Here is a 17,570-nt window from a genome sequence, read left to right on the forward strand (position 1 = left end):
CAGAAAAGATGCTTTTTACAGGAGATTTATCAAAAATGCCCGTTGAGGCGGAGTCACGCGTCATTGTCCGTTTTCAGGATTGTGATCCGCTCATGCACCTAAACAATTCGAAATATTTCGAGTATTTTTTCAATGCCAGAGAAGATCAGGTTTCCAAACTATACGGATTTAGCTTTGAGGCGATGTTCAGGGAATTGAAAACCAGCTGGGTAGTGTATCAGCATCAGATTGCATACGTTCGTCCGGCACTCATCAGTGAATGGACGCGCATTACTTCCAGAGTAATTCATTATAACGAAGACACGATGGTTACTGAATATTTCATGACCAACGACCACCGCACAGAATTAAAAACGATGCTTTGGACAACTTCAAAACATATCAGTATTTTGACCGGAAAAAGAGTGCCGCACAATGAAGAGGTGATGGCATATCTGGCTGCGACCTGCGTTCCCGATATCGATTTTCCAAATCTGGAATTTAATGACCGTATCCATCAAATAAAATACGCGCTTTCACAAGGGACTAACGCATAAGTTCTTTTCTTGAAATCAGCTTGTTTGTACTGGTATCCTTATCAACCGAATCCGATGGAATCGGAATTGGAAGTACGTAAGGAACCTGCAACGTCGGTCTTGGCATTGTTTTGAAGCGGTTGAAGCTGTGTGTAAACTGCATACTCACTCCGCCTGTCGTCAGCGTACTGTTCAGATACAACGCATTTTGAATATTTCGGTTATACGCTTTAGCCCGTATTGATCCGTTAGGCGTCAGCCAATATTCCAAAGTCCATTCCCCTAAAATACTTGTTGCATCATATTGGCTTGCTCCGGTTACACCCGAACTGATGCGTCCGTCACGTGTGATACGGAAACGGTCATTCAGGAAACGGTAAGAAAAGCGGAGCTGAAGATTATTCAGCGCGTTCTGGTCAAGTGAAAGTCCGCTGACACCAACTTCCAGTTTTTCATTCAACGTTGACGCCCAGCGGCTGATCTGGTTCGAAACCAGCTCACTGATACTATTTCCAACAAAATTCTGGCTGCTTGCCGCATTGACTTCCGGCAAAAGCTGATTGACAACCAGTAAACTACTAACCTGCCGGCTAAGCTCCTGCTCATCCGACTTCAATTTTGTTTGAAAAGCTTCCAATTGTCCACGCAAAACACTCAAAGATGGATTATCAAGAATTTGCAGATCATATTTTATCTGCGGAGACATCAGCCTGTCGGATAAAGAAATTGAAACTTCTACCGGATATCTGCGCGATAGAGCCGACGCAATTGCTTCATTTCCGGAGGTGTTGGCTGATGAAGTATTTGGCAAAACGCCAACCAGAGAAACCAGCTGGGTATAACCTGCTTTCACATCCAGCTGCGCCCCATAAGGATCGCCCGACCAAACAATCCGGCTTCCTTTTTTTATTGTAAACTTCTTATTGATAACATTTTGTAACGTGAAATTATAGTCTCCCTTATCAATTTCATAAGTCCCGACCATCGTAAAATCACCTTTTGTATCAATATTTAAGTTAAGACGACCGTTCCCATTTGCCCGGATAATATCACCGGTTTGTCTGTCAAATATAATTTCACAGGTCGCGTCAGGTGTAAGATTGAAATTGAAATTCATCTTGATACCACCGGCCACTCTGCTTTGCTGTACATCTTTTTCCAGATTAGTACTATCCACTTTTGGTATCTGGCTGACAAACTGGATATAATCCTGCGTAGCAACTTCCGTCGCGCCATCGAGGGGAATATGAATCCTTGTTCCCTTGTTACTGGTCACGTTGGCTTCGATATTCATATTATCAATCGGGCCAAAAATATTGACCGGACCTGTGACATAAGCCGTTCCGTAAAACATCTCATTGTCTTTGACACCAGTATTCAGGATCTTAAAATTGTGCAGATCGGCATTAAAACCTAAACTGAAATATTTAAATCCATCATGAAAAACCCCGCCGCGCAGAGAAGCCGTATTTCCATCAGGATCAGTTAGGGTGATATTATTTACAGTGATTTCACTTTCCGTAAAATTGATCTTATCACTAAACGTAAAAATCGATTGCAGATAATCAAACTTCATCCGCCCCTTATCAACCATGATGGATCCATCCAGTACCGGCGCGTTCAAAGTACCTTTAATCAAAACAGTCCCATGTGCTTTTCCACTGACATCCGAAACCAGTTCTTCCGCAAATGGCTCCAAAGCTTTGAAATCCATGTCGTTAAAAATAGCTTTCAGATTTAAAGTGTTTGCACTTAATTTAGGACGATAGGAGCCAACAACACTGAATATTCTTCGTGCATCTTTGGTAAGCTCAGCATCGATTTGTAACTGGTTATCAAACTGATCCCATTCTCCGGTTCCTGCAAAATTCCCAAATTCATAATTTGCATAACCAAGACTTTCAACATTAAAATTGGCGTCAAGCACAACGCTGTTATAAGCATCCCGCATTTTTGCAGAACCGTCCATAATTCCCGCAAGCTGCGTATTCAAAACCGGATTGAGTGTTCCCAGTTTGAAGTTTTTGATATCAAAAAGCAAGGTACGGTCAGGATCGCTGGAAACGGTTCCATTAACCGCCAGCCGTTGTTTTCCATTAATCAGTCCAAGATTACTAAAAGTGATATCCCGGCCAACAATGGAAATCAAACTATTTGCAGGCATATTCCACTCCTCATCAAGCAGATTAAGTCTCGAATTCTTAAAACTGATATCCAGACCGGCCGGCAAAAATCTGATTTCCCCCGCCAGATTTGCAAGATTAGTACTTTTGACCTGTCTGATTCTGCCATCAAAATCAATATGATCCACATCCCAGGTACCTTCCAGTTCCAGTTTTTCCGTTGGTACCAAAACACTGATCTGCTGTTTTGTTGAAGTGACAAGCACCGAAGCGAGAACTTCCGCGCTGTTCACAAACTTGGAAGTGGTGACGTCAACTTCCGACTTTATAAATTCATTTTTTCCATAACGCGCTGTGTCCGCCATTGCATTGAAGGACAAAAACGCAGTATTGTCCATTTTGAATTTCCCTTCCGCTTTGGAACCATGAGAAACGTAAACATCCGGACTAACAAATGCCAGAAACTGTGCTATATTTTTCGTTTCAACCTGATAATCAATTTCATACTGCTGCTGGATTATTTTCTTTTCCTTTTTGGCATAATACGCATTCCGGTCAGATTCGTTGTCCAGGAAATATAGCTGATACTCTTCCAAAACCTGGCTAACATCCTTCCAGGCCCGGGTTGGAACGAAATCGCCTTCAACTTTCGCCGTTAAAAATTCGCTTTCCAGATTAAGTATCCGTTTGTCAAGCCTTTGTCTGGAAGAAAACAACAAAGTATCAATGACCAGATTTCGTTCTTTTTTTGGTGTAATTAAAAAGGTATTCAGCAGCTTGGCGTCTCCCAACAATTCGTCCACCGTATTTCCTGCAACTTTAATATCCAGTTGCGTCCGAAGCGTGATCTCATCTTTGGTGAAACCCAACTGTTTAAGATTTGCTTTTTCAATAATACCTTGCAGATCAAAAGAATTTTTAGGTTTTGAAAGGTCAAATTCCCCTTCCAGATTTACGACCAGGTTTGAATCTTTCGTGCTTACTAATCCATTGAAATACTGATTCTGAAGATTTCCTTTCAAACCAATATTCCGGTAGTCATAATTTTTAAAACCAACCCTGGTTACCACCGCATCCATGTTGGTGGAAGCATTGGCCAGATCCAGTCCTTTACCATGGATCATTCCTGAAAAATCAAGACGCTGCCAGGTTTCAGGTTCATCAATAAGTTTACCGATTTCAAAATCCGACGTTTTCACATCTCCTGAATAGGTAGTTGTTTTTTCGTCCGTGATATGGAAAACGAGATCACCAGAGGCTTTTCCCAATTCAGAGGAAACAGAGGCATTGACATCAAAATCCTGGATGGTACCTTTAAATTTTCCCTCCAAAAGCGTCACTCCGAATTTCTGCAAGGTTTCATGCGATTTCCATTCAGGATAATATTGCACAAGATCCACCGGTAAAATCTTGGAAAGGGAAAGCTGGAGGTTCATATCGGGACCATTATCCGGCAAACCTTTAAAACCCAGATCACCAAGCAAACGGCTCCCCTGCCCAAAATGGATATCGGCGTGAGATAGTTCAAAATCATCAACCCGGCCATTAAAATCACCGGACACCTGCCAGGTTTCCCTGAGGCCATCGACATAAGTTGAAAATAAACCCAGATCGGATGAACTGACTTTACTATTAACAAAATGCGCTCTTAAAAAGACTTTATGATTAAAATCGCCCAGATCGCCAGAGCGGTTATAGTGAAAACTGATATCATTTCCGATGAAAGAATTTCCGATATGAGCGCTTAGTTCTTTCAGCTCCATTTTCTTCTGACAAAACAAAAAACGAGTATCAAGATCATGCATTTTCATGCCCGTCCGCCTGTCAACCGTTTTCATATCTCTTGCCAAAAAAGAAATCGTATCTCCCTGTGCCAGGAAATCTTTCAGATCAGCATTAAGTTTATTAAGCTCAAAATGGGAATAATCAAAAGTCCTGGAACCTTTGTCACGCGGTTTCCTCGGATCGTCATAACGAAAAGTACCGTCAACAATTCTTGATTTTCCAATGGTGAAAGGTGTATTATTTTCCGGCGCATTTGCCGGTCTGGGCGTATTGGAAGAAGTTAGTTCAACAATACGGTTTATAAATCCGTCGATATTCAGATCACCGGATTTTGGGGCGACGATCAGATGGACATTAGGCTGATACAGCGTCACTTCGTCCAGATGAATTTCATTGACAGAATTCTGGATAATATTCTGCATATTCAGATTAACATCGATCCGCCCGACATCAATCATATCATTTTGACTGGTATCCTTCACTGAGACACCTTCCAAAGAAACTACATCAAACCATTTGATATTTACCTTTGTTATCTCAATGGGATAACCCATCTTTTCTGAAATCCTGGCCGTTGCGGTTTGTACCAGAAATGTTTGAACCGAAGGAAACTGTACGGCGATTGTGACGATCCCAAGCGCTAAGAGCGCAAAGATCATGAGCACAACCAGTACATTGGTGATCGCCTTCAGGGTTTTTAACATATATAGCTTCGCAGCATATTCCTGCGTATCTTATCGTTAATTGCTTATTTTTGCGAATATTATTCAAATTTCATGAACATTCTCGCTATTGAGTCGTCTTGTGATGAGACTTCGGCTTCTGTTTTATCTAACGGCAAAATTTGCTCCAATGTTGTTGCCACGCAGCTCATTCATACACAATATGGCGGCGTTGTTCCGGAGTTGGCGTCGCGTGCACATCAGCAACACATTCTGCCAGTGGTAGATAAAGCTTTGACTGATGCAAAAGTAACAAAAAAAGACCTTGATGCCATTGCTTTTACAAAAGGACCGGGATTATTAGGTGCGTTGCTGGTTGGAACTTCCTTTGCCAAATCCATGGCACTTGGGCTTGGGTTGCCGCTTATTGAAGTAAATCATATGCAGGCGCATGTATTAGCCCATTTTATTCAGGATCCAAAACCGGAATTTCCTTTTTTATGCCTGACTGTGAGCGGCGGACATACTCAAATTGTCAAAATAACCAGTCCGCTGGAAATGGAAGTGATTGGCCAGACAAGGGATGATGCTGTGGGAGAAGCTTTTGATAAAACCGCAAAATTGCTGGATCTGCCTTATCCGGGTGGCCCATTAATTGATAAATATGCCAAAACAGGAAATCCGCTGGCTTATGCTTTTCCCTTACCGGAAATGCCTGAACTTGATTTTTCTTTTAGTGGGATCAAAACTTCATTCATGTATTTTCTGCAAAAACAGGTTCGTGAAAATCCGGATTTCATTCAGGAAAACATTGAAGATATTTGCGCCAGCGTTCAGCATACACTGGTCAATATCCTGTTGAAAAAATTAAAAAAAGCTGCCAAGGAAACCGGAATTAAAGAAATTGCGATTGCTGGTGGTGTTTCTGCCAATTCAGGATTGAGAACTTCGCTTTTGGAACTTGGACAGCAGTTAAATTGGAAAGTTTATATTCCTGATTTTGAATATTGCACTGATAATGCCGCGATGATTGCGATGGCGGCTCATTATAAATATTTAAATGATGATTTTTGCGACCAGACGGTAAGTCCGATGGCCAGAATGGAATTCTAATTCCCCCAAAATACTGAAATATGGTACTCTCAGAAATCTGGATTTATCCAATAAAATCACTGGCCGGAATCCGTTTGACAGAAGCGCAGGTTGAAGAAAAAGGGCTTCAATATGACCGAAGATGGATGATTGTTGATGAAAACAATCGTTTCCTCACGCAAAGGGAATATCCAAAAATGGCCATGCTGAAAGTTGCTATAAATGAAAGTGGCTTGATCATTTTAAGTCGCGTGGAAACAGATAATTTAGTTCATGTTCCTTTTCAGGCTATATCAGCAATTCCTGTTAATGTAACGGTTTGGGACGATCAAGTGGAGGCGCTTACAGTGAGTGATGAAGTTGACAAATGGCTTTCTGAGCAATTATCACTGAACGTAAAACTGGTGATCATGCCTGAATCCAGTGAACGGAAAGCGGATCCGCGTTATGCCAAAAATAATGAAAATGTCAGTTTCGCCGATGGATTCCCATTTTTACTGATTTCGCAAGCTTCACTTGATCATCTTAATGAACAATTGGAAACACCAATCGTAATGCAGCGTTTCCGCCCCAACTTTGTAGTAACAGGGACAAATCCTCATGCAGAAGATGACTGGAAATCGATTCAGATTGGTGGATTGTTTTTTGATATAGTAAAGCCTTGTGCGCGGTGCGTACTCACAACCATTGATCCTGAAACAGCAGAAAAAGGTAAGGAGCCGCTTAAAACCCTGGCGACTTACAGACGTGTTAACAATAAAATACTCTTTGGACAGAATGTTGTAACAAGACAAGACGGACTGATCAAAGAGGGCGACCAGATTTCATTATTAGAATAAAAAGTTTTTTGTGAAAATAGATTTACTCAACGATACCTTAAATATTGTCCGCAAATTCCGTCCTATTCATTTGCACTGGGCAAACATTGATCTGGCAGCCGGTGCCATGATGTGCCAACTGGCTTTCAATCGCCTGCCAACGGGAAAAACTTCTGTTAACCTTACCGTAAATTTAGTTTTGGGCCTGGCTGTTTTTGTCATTTCCTCCATGAACAGGCTTTTGGATAACAGAAAACCGGCCAGAACAGAGATGAAGCGATTTTTACCAAACCAGAAAAACCGGATCACTTATTTGGAAGTGGTTGCTGGTGGATTGGTAACCGGGATTTTTATTGCTTTTTATTTGCCCCCAAATGTTTGGAAAATTGCCATTGGACTGACTGTTATCTCTGGAATCAGCGTTTGGTTAATATCTTTATTACCCGAACGAAGTCCGTTACATACGCTTCGGGCACCCGTTTCTGTTATTATTTTAACAGCCGGGATACTAGCTTTTACTTTGTTCTCAAACCAGGAAATTGTTAAAGAAATTAAATATTCAGCGGCTTTATTTTTTCTGATCGTAATACAAAACTTCCTGCTTTCATCTTATTATCAATCTGTTGAATATCCGAATGTTTCAAATGTGGCAGGTTTACTGAAAGCACCTTTATCCGGAAAAATTATACATTTTCTCACATTGGCTATTATTGCCGGTGGCGTGGGCATTTGCCTTCATACAGAATTTCGGTATACCCAACGCTTTTCTGTTATTTTGATGATGATGGCTGTCCTGCAATCTTTTATGTTACAAAATTCCGGATTTATGCAAAAGAATAAATATAAAGGAATGCTGATTGTTATGGTTTTGCTTATACCGCTGCTGATCCTCTAATAAATAATGAGAGCATGATTGAAGGGTAGAATGAGTGAATGCAAAAAAAGAGCCCATTTTTTGGTTGAAAAATGGGCTCTTTTTTTGTCTTACTTATCTTATGACTGGGACTCCGTGTCTCCGGTTCCGTAAGTCTGGAATGGGCTTTTCATGATTCCTCTTTCTGAATTACGCACAAAGTTTACAACTTCGTCGCGTTCGTTTGATGGAGGTAATTCTAGTTCAATTTTTTGTAATGCTTCGGCGTTGTTCAGGCCGCGCATGTAAATATACCGGTAAATGTTCTGGATCTCAATGATTTTCTCGTTGCTATAACCTCTGCGGCGTAAGCCAACGGAGTTGATACCAGCATAAGAAATTGGCTCACGGGCAGCTTTTGTAAATGGCGGAACGTCTTTACGCACAAGAGAAGCTCCTGAAACAAAAGAATGCGCACCGATCTTAACAAACTGATGTACAGCACTCATCGCACTCACAATCGCCCAGTCGTCCACGTGAACGTGACCCGCCATTTGCACATTATTTCCAATGATACAATTATTTCCTACACGGCAATCATGTGCTACGTGCGCATAAGCCATAATCAAACAGCCAGATCCAACCACCGTTTTCCAGTGTTCCTCTGTACCACGGCTGATGGTTGCATATTCACGTACAATGGTATTATCGCCAATAATGGTCAGCGTGTATTCATTGTTATATTTTAAATCCTGAGGTGTTGACGAAATCACAGCTCCGGAAAATATACGGCAATTTTTCCCGATTCGCGCACCTGCATTTATTACTGCATGTGAGCCTATCCAGGTACCTTCACCTATTTCTACATCTGCATGTATCATAGCGAAAGGTTCGATTTCTACATTCGCAGCGATCTTCGCGTCTGAATGAATATATGCTAACTGTTGTGTCATTTTTTCTTTACTAGACTTGCGATCATATCTGCTTCACACACCAGCTGTCCGGACACATATCCCCGGCCGCTCATTTTTACGATACCGCGTTTCATCGGCGAGGTAAAAACACATTTGAATATCACAGTATCACCAGGGAAAACATTTCTACGGAAACGGCAAGCGTCTATTCCAATTAAATAAGGCCAGTAATTGTCAGGATCCGGCACACTGCTCAATACCAGAATACCTCCGGTCTGGGCCATGGCTTCCAATTGAAGAACACCTGGCATTACAGGATTTCCAGGAAAGTGCCCAACGAAATATTCCTCATTGATGGTTACATTTTTGACACCCACCACGCTATTTTCATCCAGGGCAATGATCTTATCAATCATCTGGAAAGGATAACGATGCGCAAGTAACTCACCAATTTGCTTGATATCAAGAACCGGTGCTTTATTAGGGTCATAAGAAGGAATATCTCCTTTTCCTGACTTGATGAGTTTTTTTATCTTTTTTGCCAGTGCTACGTTTGCAGCATGTCCCGGACGTGCTGCCAGAATCTGGGCTTTTATAGGCCGGCCAATCAGCGCAAGATCACCAATAAGATCCAGCAGTTTGTGGCGGGCCATTTCATTCGGGTAATGCAATTCTACATTATTCAGAATTCCCTTCGTTTTGTCAACACTTACTTTCGGCTTGTTAAGCAACTGAGACAAATGATCCAGTTCACCTTCTTTTACGTCACGGTCCACAATGACAATGGCGTTGGTAAGGTCTCCTCCTTTGATCAGATTTTGTTTATACAATGCTTCAAGTTCATGCAAAAACACAAATGTCCGGCATTTTGCGATATCGTCTTTAAACAAAGTAATATCGTTCAATGAAGCATGCTGACTGCTGATTACCTTGGAATTGTAATCAACCATGACCGTCAATCTATAATCAGAGAGTGGCAAAGCAGCCATCTCGATGTCATTTTCCTTGTTTTTATAATGAACGTATTCCGGAACTTCGAAATAGTTACGGTAAGCATTTTGTTCCTCAATACCGGCATCCATTAATGCATCGATAAATTTGATAGAACTTCCATCCATGATCGGAGGCTCAGGACCATCCAGCTGTATCAGGACATTGTCAATCTGCAAACCTACCAAAGCAGCAAGCGTATGTTCGACAGTATGGATACGGGCACCATTTTGTTCAATGGTTGTCCCGCGGGACAAGTCTACCACATTATCAACATCTGCGTCAACAATAGGCTGATTTGGTAAATCAACACGTTGAAATTTATAACCGTGATTGGCTGCGGCAGGAACAAAAGTCATCGTTGCCACGACACCCGTGTGTAAACCCACTCCCGTAACTGATACGGATTTCTTAATGGTTTGTTGTTTTTCGTTCATTATATTCTCCTAATCTACTAAAAGGCTGCGGGGCTCGCGGTTGCCAAAATCTGAGCGTTTATAACCCAAACTTAATTATTTAATTCCTTTCTATATTTTTAATGTTCAGAAACTTCTCGCTTACGTTCAAGTTCTTTCAATCTTTCTTCCAATTCAGGCAATCGTCTCGTCAAAGCCATAGATCTCAAATGTTCTGTCAAATCTCTCGCAGGCGATCCTGAAAGTGATAATCCTTCTTTTTTGATCGATTTCCCTATACCTGACTGCGCTCCGATTTTGGTGTTATTAGCAATGGTAATATGCCCGACAAGACCAACCTGGCCGCCAATAACACATTGCTCACCGACGCGTGTTGAGCCGGCAATTCCAGCCTGAGATACAATAACAGTGTTTTTACCAATCTCAACGTTATGCGCAATCTGAACCAGATTGTCAATTTTTACTCCTTTTCTGATGATTGTTGAACCCATCGTGGCACAATCAATAGTTGAATTAGAGCCAATACTGACATCATCTTCAATGATTACGTTACCCAGCTGCGGAATTCTTTTGTATGAACCATCTGCCTGTGGAGCAAAGCCAAAACCATCACCTCCAATTACAGTATTGGCGAAAATACAGCAATTTTTACCAATTATGGTATTATCATAAATTCTTACGCCAGGGTGAATTATGCTGTTATCTCCAACTTCAATTCCATCTCCCAGATAAGCATTCGGATATATTTTAACATTGTTTCCAATCTTACAATTACGCCCGATATAGGAAAATGCTCCACGGTAACCGAACAAGCCCATTTCACTGTTTTCTCCGATAAAACTTGGCTGTTCTATACCGCTTTTTCCGCTTGCAATACGTTTCTGATATTCTTCAAGAAGGACAGTAAAGGCAGTATAGGCATTTTCTACATAGATTAAAGTAGCGTCTATATCCTGTTTTGGAACAAAATCCTTGTTAACAATTACGGCCGAAGACTGTGTGGTATAGATATAGGGTTCGTATTTACTATTGGCTAGAAAAGAGATACAACCTGGCTGACCCTCTTCTATTTTTGCAGCCGAATCAATTGTAACTGTGTCATCACCAACGGTAGTTCCATCAAGCATCTTTGCAATCTCGCTGACAGTAAATTTCATATTTCGGCTAATTTCTGGTAACGTCTTTGTAAGTAATAAAGCTATTTATAAAAATGGCTCTTTTTATTGTGTAAGAATTGACATCCTCACTAACCACGCAAAGATACATTTTTACCCCAACATACATAATACTTGCGGACAATCTTAGTGAGTGCTTCGATCGTTGGAATGTCGGAAGCATCGGCAATATCCAGCAAAGTGCCATTTTTCATTTTGACCTTTATGGGGTCCTGTTCCTTCTCGTAGGCAGAATTTGTTGTTTCTCCTGTAATCAGGAAGTAGGATAATTGATTTTCGGCAACACCGGCGGACAAAAGTTTTTCTCTAATCGGCTTCAAAATTTCTTCTCCGGGAATTGTACTAAAAAAACTGATTTTAAATAAATGCCTGTCCAGCAAGCTTTTACAAAGTGTGGACAAAACTTCATCGGGGTGTTTCGCCCATCCTTTTACAGAAGCCCATACGTCGTTATCATCCAGATTGTTGAAAGATTCTAACAAATCGATGTTCTGTTCAAAATCAGCAAGTGTGAAATTATGATGGAGAAACCGGGAAAAATCCGATGTCGCAAATAAGTTTTCGCCTTGGGAAGATAATTCACGGGCCCGTCTCAGAATTTCGGTAAGCATCGCCTGCGCGCTCAGTAAAGTTTTGTGCAGATAAACCTGCCAATACATCAGCCGCCGCGCATGAAGAAAATTTTCTATACTTAAAATCCCTTTTTCTTCAACTACCAGCTGATCCTGACTGATGTCCAGCATTTTTATAAGGCGATCAGCACCAATGGAGCCTTCGATAACACCCGTATAAAAACTGTCACGATTCAGGTAATCCATCCGGTCCATATCAAGCTGACTGGAAATCATCTGGTGAAAAAACTTTCTGGGATACACACCCTCAAACATTTGAATGGCAATATCCAGACGTCCGTCCATTTGCCTGTTGAGCTCTTTCATCATCGCCAAAGTGACGGACTCGTGTTCCACACCCGGCAAAAGCACACTTTCCAGCACATGTGAGAAAGGCCCGTGCCCAAGATCATGTAAAAGAATAGCAGCCTGGGCAGCTTCAATTTCGGGTTCCCAAATTAAATGTCCCCGTTCCTGCAAGGCCCGCAAAGCCAGGCTCATTAAATGCATGGCACCCAACGCATGGTGAAAACGAGTATGCAGCGCGCCAGGATAAACCAGGTCAGCCAAACCAAGCTGTTTAATTCTTCTTAAACGCTGGAAATAAGGATGTTCAACCAAATCAAAGAGTAAATCCGAAGAAATGGTGATGAAGCCGTAAACCGGGTCGTTGATTATTTTTCTCTTATTCAAAACTTCTTTTTTTGCAAAAGTAGTAAACTACGAACGCAGAAAAGAATGAAATCTTATGATAATCATTTGGAGATTTAATCGATTTGAGTAATTTTGCAGTCCGAAGTAGAAAGCTAATGACTCATAATCAGTAGGTGGTTATTTCGATTTAAAAGAAAATAAACGGGCCTATAGCTCATTCGGTTAGAGCAACTGACTCATAATCAGTAGGTGCCTGGTTCGATTCCAGGTGGGCCCACAAGTCTTTCAAAACCGCCTTTACTCATGGTATAGGCGGTTTTTTACTTTCAGATCACTTCAAATTATTTTTTGGGACCCAAAAAACTGCCCTTTGCTTTTAATTAACTTCCAATAGGAATATGGATTGGAGATACTAATATTATCAGAAACTCTGATCAGAGCCGAAAAGACTTGAGCATAATCTGCCCATCCAGTTCATACACACAAAATATCGATTTTTTATCATTAGCTAATGCAAGCTTAGGATATTGGCCTTTTGCCAACTTAAACGAATTCTTGCTATCCGTATTTTTAATTTGTATGATCTCGCCCTCATGCCATGCAATTACCGGGCCTTTGCTGGTTTGTACGGTTACCGGTGTGCGGCCACTGCCAAGTTTTATTTCTGGTTTTGAAGGTTCAGCCATAAAAATATCCAGCTGCCGCCTCCATACGGTAATGAGCCTCCCACTTGGATCGGCTGACAAGTCCCCACCATCCATAGGGCAGCCGTTAATCATGAAGTCACCCGACCCCAGCTTCCTGGCTTTGTCGAAATGCGCTCCATTGTCTTTGGAGCTGATCAGGTACATGTTCCGCGCTCCGTTAAGCTTATTACGGAACATAACATATAGAACACCATCATGACCCATTGCAACCGACGGTTTACAGCACTCACAGATTCCTTTTTGTTCACCTTTGTAAATCAACTGGTTCTTACCCCAGGTCAGCCCTCCATCCTTTGAGAGCGAGCCATATAAATTATTATTGCCAAGCCTTGTATCAAGCCAGGCAGTATAAACCAGATTATTCTTACCAGCACAGATGGCAGACAATGCTTCTTTGGCGGTCGAATCCGCATCATTGACCTTAACAGGTTTAGACCATTCTTTGTTTGCATTGGAAAGGCTCATAGAATACAGATTACCATGGTGATCACCAACGGTAACTATGGTGTAGTCATTAGTGGTTGTAAGCTGCGGCCCTCTGCCCATTCCCAGGCCCATCTGGGAAAAGTTACCCAGCAGTACCGGACTGGAATATGATTTACCTCCGTCATCTGAAAATATATAGTAAAGGTCCCGTTCATTCCCATTCTTGGCACCATATACAATATGCATAATCCCTTTTGCATCAACACTTATTTCTGGCTGGCTACCTGTTCCCAGCACTTGTTCTGATCCAATTGTATTAATAGGCCTCGTATCATTATAACTTAACAAGAAGGCAAAAAAACCAAAAATGCCAGTCAACAATTTTAACAACATCATCTCTTAAAGTTTTATCAAAATATAGTATATTCTTTAAAAAGGCCTAGGCCTGTCAATTTACTTTTACTATACAAAATTCCATCATTACGCTATGTGGCGTAGTAACGGTTAGGATCACCACACCCGAACTTGATGCAACAACGTTCGATATCAATAAACCTTATCCGAGATCGGATTTAAGTGGTTTTTTGCCCCGTAGCCTATGACTCAGCACTAATGGTCACAAATTTTAGATGTACCACTAATCGCTTATCATAAAAACATACCTATTTTTAACACCTCAATTTATCCTTCTAAAACCTATACCATTAGTATCCGCCTCTAATTTATGCGCGAAAAACTCAGAACACATATCGAAAAAGTAGTCCCCCTCACCGATGATGAGTTTGCCTTCATATCCACCCATTTTTCAATCAAAAAATATAAAAAACATCAATTCCTGATTCAGGAAGGGGATTTAGTGAAATACCATTATTTTGTTATTTCAGGACTTTTGAAGTTGGTTTATACAGATGACACCGGAAAGCAGCACATTGTTTCCTTTGCCATGGAAGACTGGTGGGAAAGCGATTTCAACGCCTATTATACGCAAACCGAAGCCACGATGTCACTGGAATGTATTGAAGATACAGAAGTCTTATGCCTGTTGCTCGATGATTACAAAAAGTTATGTGAAAGCCTTCAAAAAATGGAACGTTTCTTTCTTCAAAAAGCAAATTTTGGATTTCTGGCAGCACAACGGCGAATTATATCTTCAATGACGTCAAACGCAAAAGAGCGTTACGAACAGTTGCTCAAACAATATCCTGCACTTGTTCAGCGCGTACCAAAAAGTCTTCTTGCTTCATATCTGGGCGTTTCCCGCGAAACACTCAGCAGATTATCAACTTAGTGTGACATACCTCACTTCAGAATTGTGAGAATTGTCAACAACTCATTCCATGTGCTAATGAGAACTTTGCAGTGCAAATTTTCAAACAATGCCTGCACGGCAAAATCTTAATAACATGGAAAAAAGAATCATCAATCCCTGGCAATGGCAGGACGAACGTAGTTATGTCCAGGCTGTCGAAGTAAAAAATGTTGAAAGTACGCTCTACGTTTCCGGGCAGACCGCCATATATGCTGACGGCACGTCTAGTAACGAAGACATGAAATCCCAATTAATCCTGGCTCTGCAAAACCTGGAACAAGTAATTAGCGAGGCTGGCTTTGAATGTAAAAATATTGTCCGGTTAAATATTTACACCACTTCAACAGCAGAGCTCTGGCCCAACTTCTCCATATTTCAGGAGTGGATTACCAAACATGATATTAAACAAGCGACTACTTTGTTAGAAGTCACCAGCCTTTTTGAAACCTTAAAAGTAGAATTGGAAGCAACGGTTGTGAAATAATTTGAGGAATTGATAATAATTATCGGTGTCATACAGGAAAAATGATACCGATAATTATCATTGTAGCCGGGAAATTCTATTCTTTCTCAAAAATCCCCAGGATGGTCCTGTCCTCAACCCTATTCGCTTCTGAATCGTGATTATGAAAATGTTCGATTTCCCTTTTTCCTCTTGAAGTATCTGCCAAACCTCTGTTAACCTTATCCTGATATTCTTCCAGTGAGCGGCAGTAATAGTGATTGATCTGAATTTTATCTACACTGATATCTGAATATGAAGTTGTTATCTTATTTCCATTTTCGTTAACCGCGAAATACGGTTTTTTAAAACTGAATAAATGCGCACCTATTGACCGTTTGACATATCTGGTTTGTACTATGACTTTCACATGCCGGTTTACGGGAAAACTCAGTTCTGATCTATTTATAAAACTTTCCAGCTGGGGGCGGCCTGTTCTTTTTAAATGACCGCTGGATCCAAAGACAAGCCAATTAATTCCGACTCCTCCAAATTGTTCAAAATCCCGAAGAAAAATTTGTAAATCGCCATTCGTGCTTTTAGGAACTATAAATTCATCAACATCTATAAACCCGATCCATTGGGAAGATTTCCTCTGTCTGGCCAAACAATCATTGTAAGCAACTACTTGTTTAGCTTTTCCATAAACCTTTATTACAGTCGCAAATTTTAACAGATCCAGCTTTTTTAAAGTATCGGTAACAGGTATTTTGCTTTCATTGTCGTAAATATAAAAATGCTGAACTCCGATTTTTATATGATATTCAATCCATTCTTTCAAATATTCATTCTCGTCCTTGACAATACAGCAAAGTGTCAGATAATAGTCACCCGGCTTGTTTTTATTTCTTAGTCTGCTAAATAAATCTTCAATTCGAAATCCACCAAAAATCATATATAAACTGCTTTTTTACAAAATTGATGTGCCGACGTAAATGTCTCATAATTTTATTCCGGCAGCAATGTTATAAAGAATAATTGGTACCAAACGGCATTTTTAAAATTGAAGAAATTATCTGAGAGAGGAGTTTATGAATCCTGTTCAATAACACTTAAAAGTAAACACTGATCAGGTCTGCGATTGCCTTCATACCCTTATCGGAAGGATGCGAGCCAACATCCGGATTTAAAAAAAGATCGATGGCAGAATAACTGTTATCCGACCAGAGTGGCGTAAGATCTGCCAGATAATAGCCTTTGTCCGAAGCCACCTTTTTTATTACCGCAGTCACTCCCGATTTACTTTTCCAAAAACTGGTAGTACAAATCACCTTTGCATCCGTTTTTGAGGTAAGTTTTGCGACGTAGTTTGTATATCTGTTTTCGTAGTCATAGATATAATCCACATCTGTATTTTCCGCAATTCTCATAATGATAAGATCGGGCTTATAATCTGCCAGACTTTCCAAAGATTTATAATCAAATCCGGAATAGGTCCTTTCAAACTCGACTGCATACTGGATCTTAATCTCAACGTTTGGATTTAACGCCCGAAGTTTTTTAGATATGATATGCACATAGTCTTTTTCAGCACTACTCGCTGCCATTCCCCAGTCGCCTGTCCAGCCCAGTTCAGGCGCAGGACCGTGACCTGTTATACTATTCCCTACAATCAGGACTCTTTTATAATATATAACGTATGATTTTTTTGCAACCGGAGATGTCAGTTTATCATACCTTCTGCGGGCCCAGACTTCTCCAGAATTCGTCAAAGTCAGACATTTCGCAGGTACCCAGATTTTACCACTATCTACACTGATTTCGGTTATTGCTGCATTCAGCGTTGTGTCAGGAAGCAGGTACACTTTTGTACCATAACTCAAACTATCCGTAAGATTTGTGAATACAGGCGTCTCAAGATTAAAGGTTTTAATGGCACTGTTGTCTGGTAAATTCAGGCATGAGTCAATTTTAACCGGCTCAACAGGTTCAGGAGCCGGCTGAGGCTGATCCGTGCTTGCGCATCTCCAAAACATCAATAAAATACCAAATAATAAGAGTCTGTGCATCATATTTAG

The 17,570-nt window shown here is 40.8% G+C and carries 14 protein-coding genes and 1 tRNA gene; 7 read left to right on the plus strand and 8 right to left on the minus strand.

Translation table 11 applies throughout. The features are described 5' to 3' along the window. Nucleotides 1–8 precede the first annotated feature (8 nt). Nucleotides 9–536, plus strand: coding sequence for a thioesterase family protein (locus LXL81_RS20825; RefSeq protein ID WP_234648693.1), 528 nt, complete (start codon nucleotides 9–11; stop codon nucleotides 534–536). Here LXL81_RS20825 and LXL81_RS20830 read toward each other — a convergent pair. Then, on the minus strand, nucleotides 526–5,127 hold the full coding sequence (locus tag LXL81_RS20830) for a translocation/assembly module TamB domain-containing protein (RefSeq protein ID WP_234648694.1): 4,602 nt from the start codon (nucleotides 5,125–5,127) through the stop codon (nucleotides 526–528). The two genes, LXL81_RS20825 and LXL81_RS20830, sit on opposite strands and share 11 nt — an antisense overlap. Before the next feature lie 72 nt (nucleotides 5,128–5,199). Between LXL81_RS20830 and tsaD the strand changes: the two genes are divergently transcribed. From tsaD to LXL81_RS20845, 3 genes are read left to right on the plus strand one after another with little or no spacing between them, the layout of a single operon-like run. After that, nucleotides 5,200–6,198 carry a tRNA (adenosine(37)-N6)-threonylcarbamoyltransferase complex transferase subunit TsaD gene (gene tsaD, locus LXL81_RS20835; RefSeq protein WP_234648695.1) on the plus strand — a complete coding sequence of 333 codons (999 nt, stop codon included), beginning with the start codon at nucleotides 5,200–5,202 and terminating at the stop codon, nucleotides 6,196–6,198. Between the two features lie 20 nt (nucleotides 6,199–6,218). Further along, entirely contained in the window at nucleotides 6,219–7,016 is a 798-nt protein-coding gene (locus LXL81_RS20840; protein WP_234648696.1) for an MOSC domain-containing protein, read from the plus strand. Nucleotides 7,017–7,026: 10 nt separating this feature from the next. After that, nucleotides 7,027–7,890: a hypothetical protein gene (locus LXL81_RS20845; protein WP_234648697.1), complete on the plus strand. Its 864-nt coding sequence runs from the start codon at nucleotides 7,027–7,029 to the stop codon at nucleotides 7,888–7,890. A 98-nt stretch (nucleotides 7,891–7,988) separates the two neighbouring features. Here LXL81_RS20845 and lpxA read toward each other — a convergent pair whose 3' ends face one another. The 4 genes from lpxA to LXL81_RS20865 form a co-directional block, all read right to left on the minus strand. After that, entirely contained in the window at nucleotides 7,989–8,801 is an 813-nt protein-coding gene (lpxA, locus tag LXL81_RS20850) for an acyl-ACP--UDP-N-acetylglucosamine O-acyltransferase (protein WP_234648698.1), read from the minus strand. After that, nucleotides 8,798–10,189, minus strand: a complete 1,392-nt coding sequence (locus LXL81_RS20855; RefSeq protein WP_234648699.1) for a bifunctional UDP-3-O-[3-hydroxymyristoyl] N-acetylglucosamine deacetylase/3-hydroxyacyl-ACP dehydratase — start codon at nucleotides 10,187–10,189, stop codon at nucleotides 8,798–8,800. The genes lpxA and LXL81_RS20855 overlap by 4 nt, the downstream gene beginning before the upstream one ends. Before the next feature lie 98 nt (nucleotides 10,190–10,287). Further along, the gene (gene lpxD, locus LXL81_RS20860) at nucleotides 10,288–11,325 is read right to left on the minus strand and encodes a UDP-3-O-(3-hydroxymyristoyl)glucosamine N-acyltransferase (RefSeq protein WP_234648700.1); all 1,038 of its coding nucleotides are present in this window, start codon (nucleotides 11,323–11,325) and stop codon (nucleotides 10,288–10,290) included. 89 nt (nucleotides 11,326–11,414) lie between these two features. Further along, nucleotides 11,415–12,647, minus strand: a complete 1,233-nt coding sequence (locus LXL81_RS20865; protein ID WP_234648701.1) for an HD domain-containing protein — start codon at nucleotides 12,645–12,647, stop codon at nucleotides 11,415–11,417. A gap of 164 nt (nucleotides 12,648–12,811) precedes the next feature. Here LXL81_RS20865 and LXL81_RS20870 point away from each other — a divergent pair. Beyond that, nucleotides 12,812–12,885 (plus strand) — tRNA-Ile (locus tag LXL81_RS20870). 157 nt (nucleotides 12,886–13,042) lie between these two features. Here LXL81_RS20870 and LXL81_RS20875 read toward each other — a convergent pair. Further along, complete coding sequence (locus LXL81_RS20875; protein WP_234648702.1) at nucleotides 13,043–14,137, minus strand: sialidase family protein; 1,095 nt, start codon at nucleotides 14,135–14,137, stop codon at nucleotides 13,043–13,045. A 328-nt stretch (nucleotides 14,138–14,465) separates the two neighbouring features. Between LXL81_RS20875 and LXL81_RS20880 the strand changes: the two genes are divergently transcribed. Together LXL81_RS20880 and LXL81_RS20885 are read left to right on the plus strand one after the other, a co-directional pair. Beyond that, entirely contained in the window at nucleotides 14,466–15,029 is a 564-nt protein-coding gene (locus tag LXL81_RS20880; RefSeq protein ID WP_234648703.1) for a Crp/Fnr family transcriptional regulator, read from the plus strand. 115 nt (nucleotides 15,030–15,144) lie between these two features. After that, complete coding sequence (locus tag LXL81_RS20885; protein ID WP_234648704.1) at nucleotides 15,145–15,534, plus strand: RidA family protein; 390 nt, start codon at nucleotides 15,145–15,147, stop codon at nucleotides 15,532–15,534. Nucleotides 15,535–15,610: 76 nt separating this feature from the next. On the opposite strand, the gene LXL81_RS20890 is transcribed toward LXL81_RS20885, so the two are convergent. Continuing rightward, entirely contained in the window at nucleotides 15,611–16,447 is an 837-nt protein-coding gene (locus tag LXL81_RS20890) for a glycosyltransferase family 92 protein (RefSeq protein WP_234648705.1), read from the minus strand. A 157-nt stretch (nucleotides 16,448–16,604) separates the two neighbouring features. After that, nucleotides 16,605–17,564 carry an SGNH/GDSL hydrolase family protein gene (locus LXL81_RS20895; RefSeq protein WP_234648706.1) on the minus strand — a complete coding sequence of 320 codons (960 nt, stop codon included), beginning with the start codon at nucleotides 17,562–17,564 and terminating at the stop codon, nucleotides 16,605–16,607. Between the last annotated feature and the right edge of the window lie 6 nt (nucleotides 17,565–17,570).

Source organism: Dyadobacter sp. CY356, from assembly GCF_021440195.1.
Classification (GTDB): domain Bacteria; phylum Bacteroidota; class Bacteroidia; order Cytophagales; family Spirosomataceae; genus Dyadobacter.

Excerpts from the sequence above, each read along its gene's own strand:
- LXL81_RS20825 (WP_234648693.1), top strand. The coding sequence starts at position 9 with ATGCTTTTTACAGGAGATTTATCAAAAATGCCCGTTGAGGCGGAGTCA.
- LXL81_RS20830 (WP_234648694.1), bottom strand. The coding sequence starts at position 5,127 with ATGTTAAAAACCCTGAAGGCGATCACCAATGTACTGGTTGTGCTCATG.
- tsaD (WP_234648695.1), top strand. The coding sequence starts at position 5,200 with ATGAACATTCTCGCTATTGAGTCGTCTTGTGATGAGACTTCGGCTTCT.
- LXL81_RS20840 (WP_234648696.1), top strand. The coding sequence starts at position 6,219 with ATGGTACTCTCAGAAATCTGGATTTATCCAATAAAATCACTGGCCGGA.
- lpxA (WP_234648698.1), bottom strand. The coding sequence starts at position 8,801 with ATGACACAACAGTTAGCATATATTCATTCAGACGCGAAGATCGCTGCG.
- LXL81_RS20855 (WP_234648699.1), bottom strand. The coding sequence starts at position 10,189 with ATGAACGAAAAACAACAAACCATTAAGAAATCCGTATCAGTTACGGGA.
- lpxD (WP_234648700.1), bottom strand. The coding sequence starts at position 11,325 with ATGAAATTTACTGTCAGCGAGATTGCAAAGATGCTTGATGGAACTACC.
- LXL81_RS20875 (WP_234648702.1), bottom strand. The coding sequence starts at position 14,137 with ATGATGTTGTTAAAATTGTTGACTGGCATTTTTGGTTTTTTTGCCTTC.
- LXL81_RS20880 (WP_234648703.1), top strand. The coding sequence starts at position 14,466 with ATGCGCGAAAAACTCAGAACACATATCGAAAAAGTAGTCCCCCTCACC.
- LXL81_RS20885 (WP_234648704.1), top strand. The coding sequence starts at position 15,145 with ATGGAAAAAAGAATCATCAATCCCTGGCAATGGCAGGACGAACGTAGT.
- LXL81_RS20890 (WP_234648705.1), bottom strand. The coding sequence starts at position 16,447 with ATGATTTTTGGTGGATTTCGAATTGAAGATTTATTTAGCAGACTAAGA.
- LXL81_RS20895 (WP_234648706.1), bottom strand. The coding sequence starts at position 17,564 with ATGATGCACAGACTCTTATTATTTGGTATTTTATTGATGTTTTGGAGA.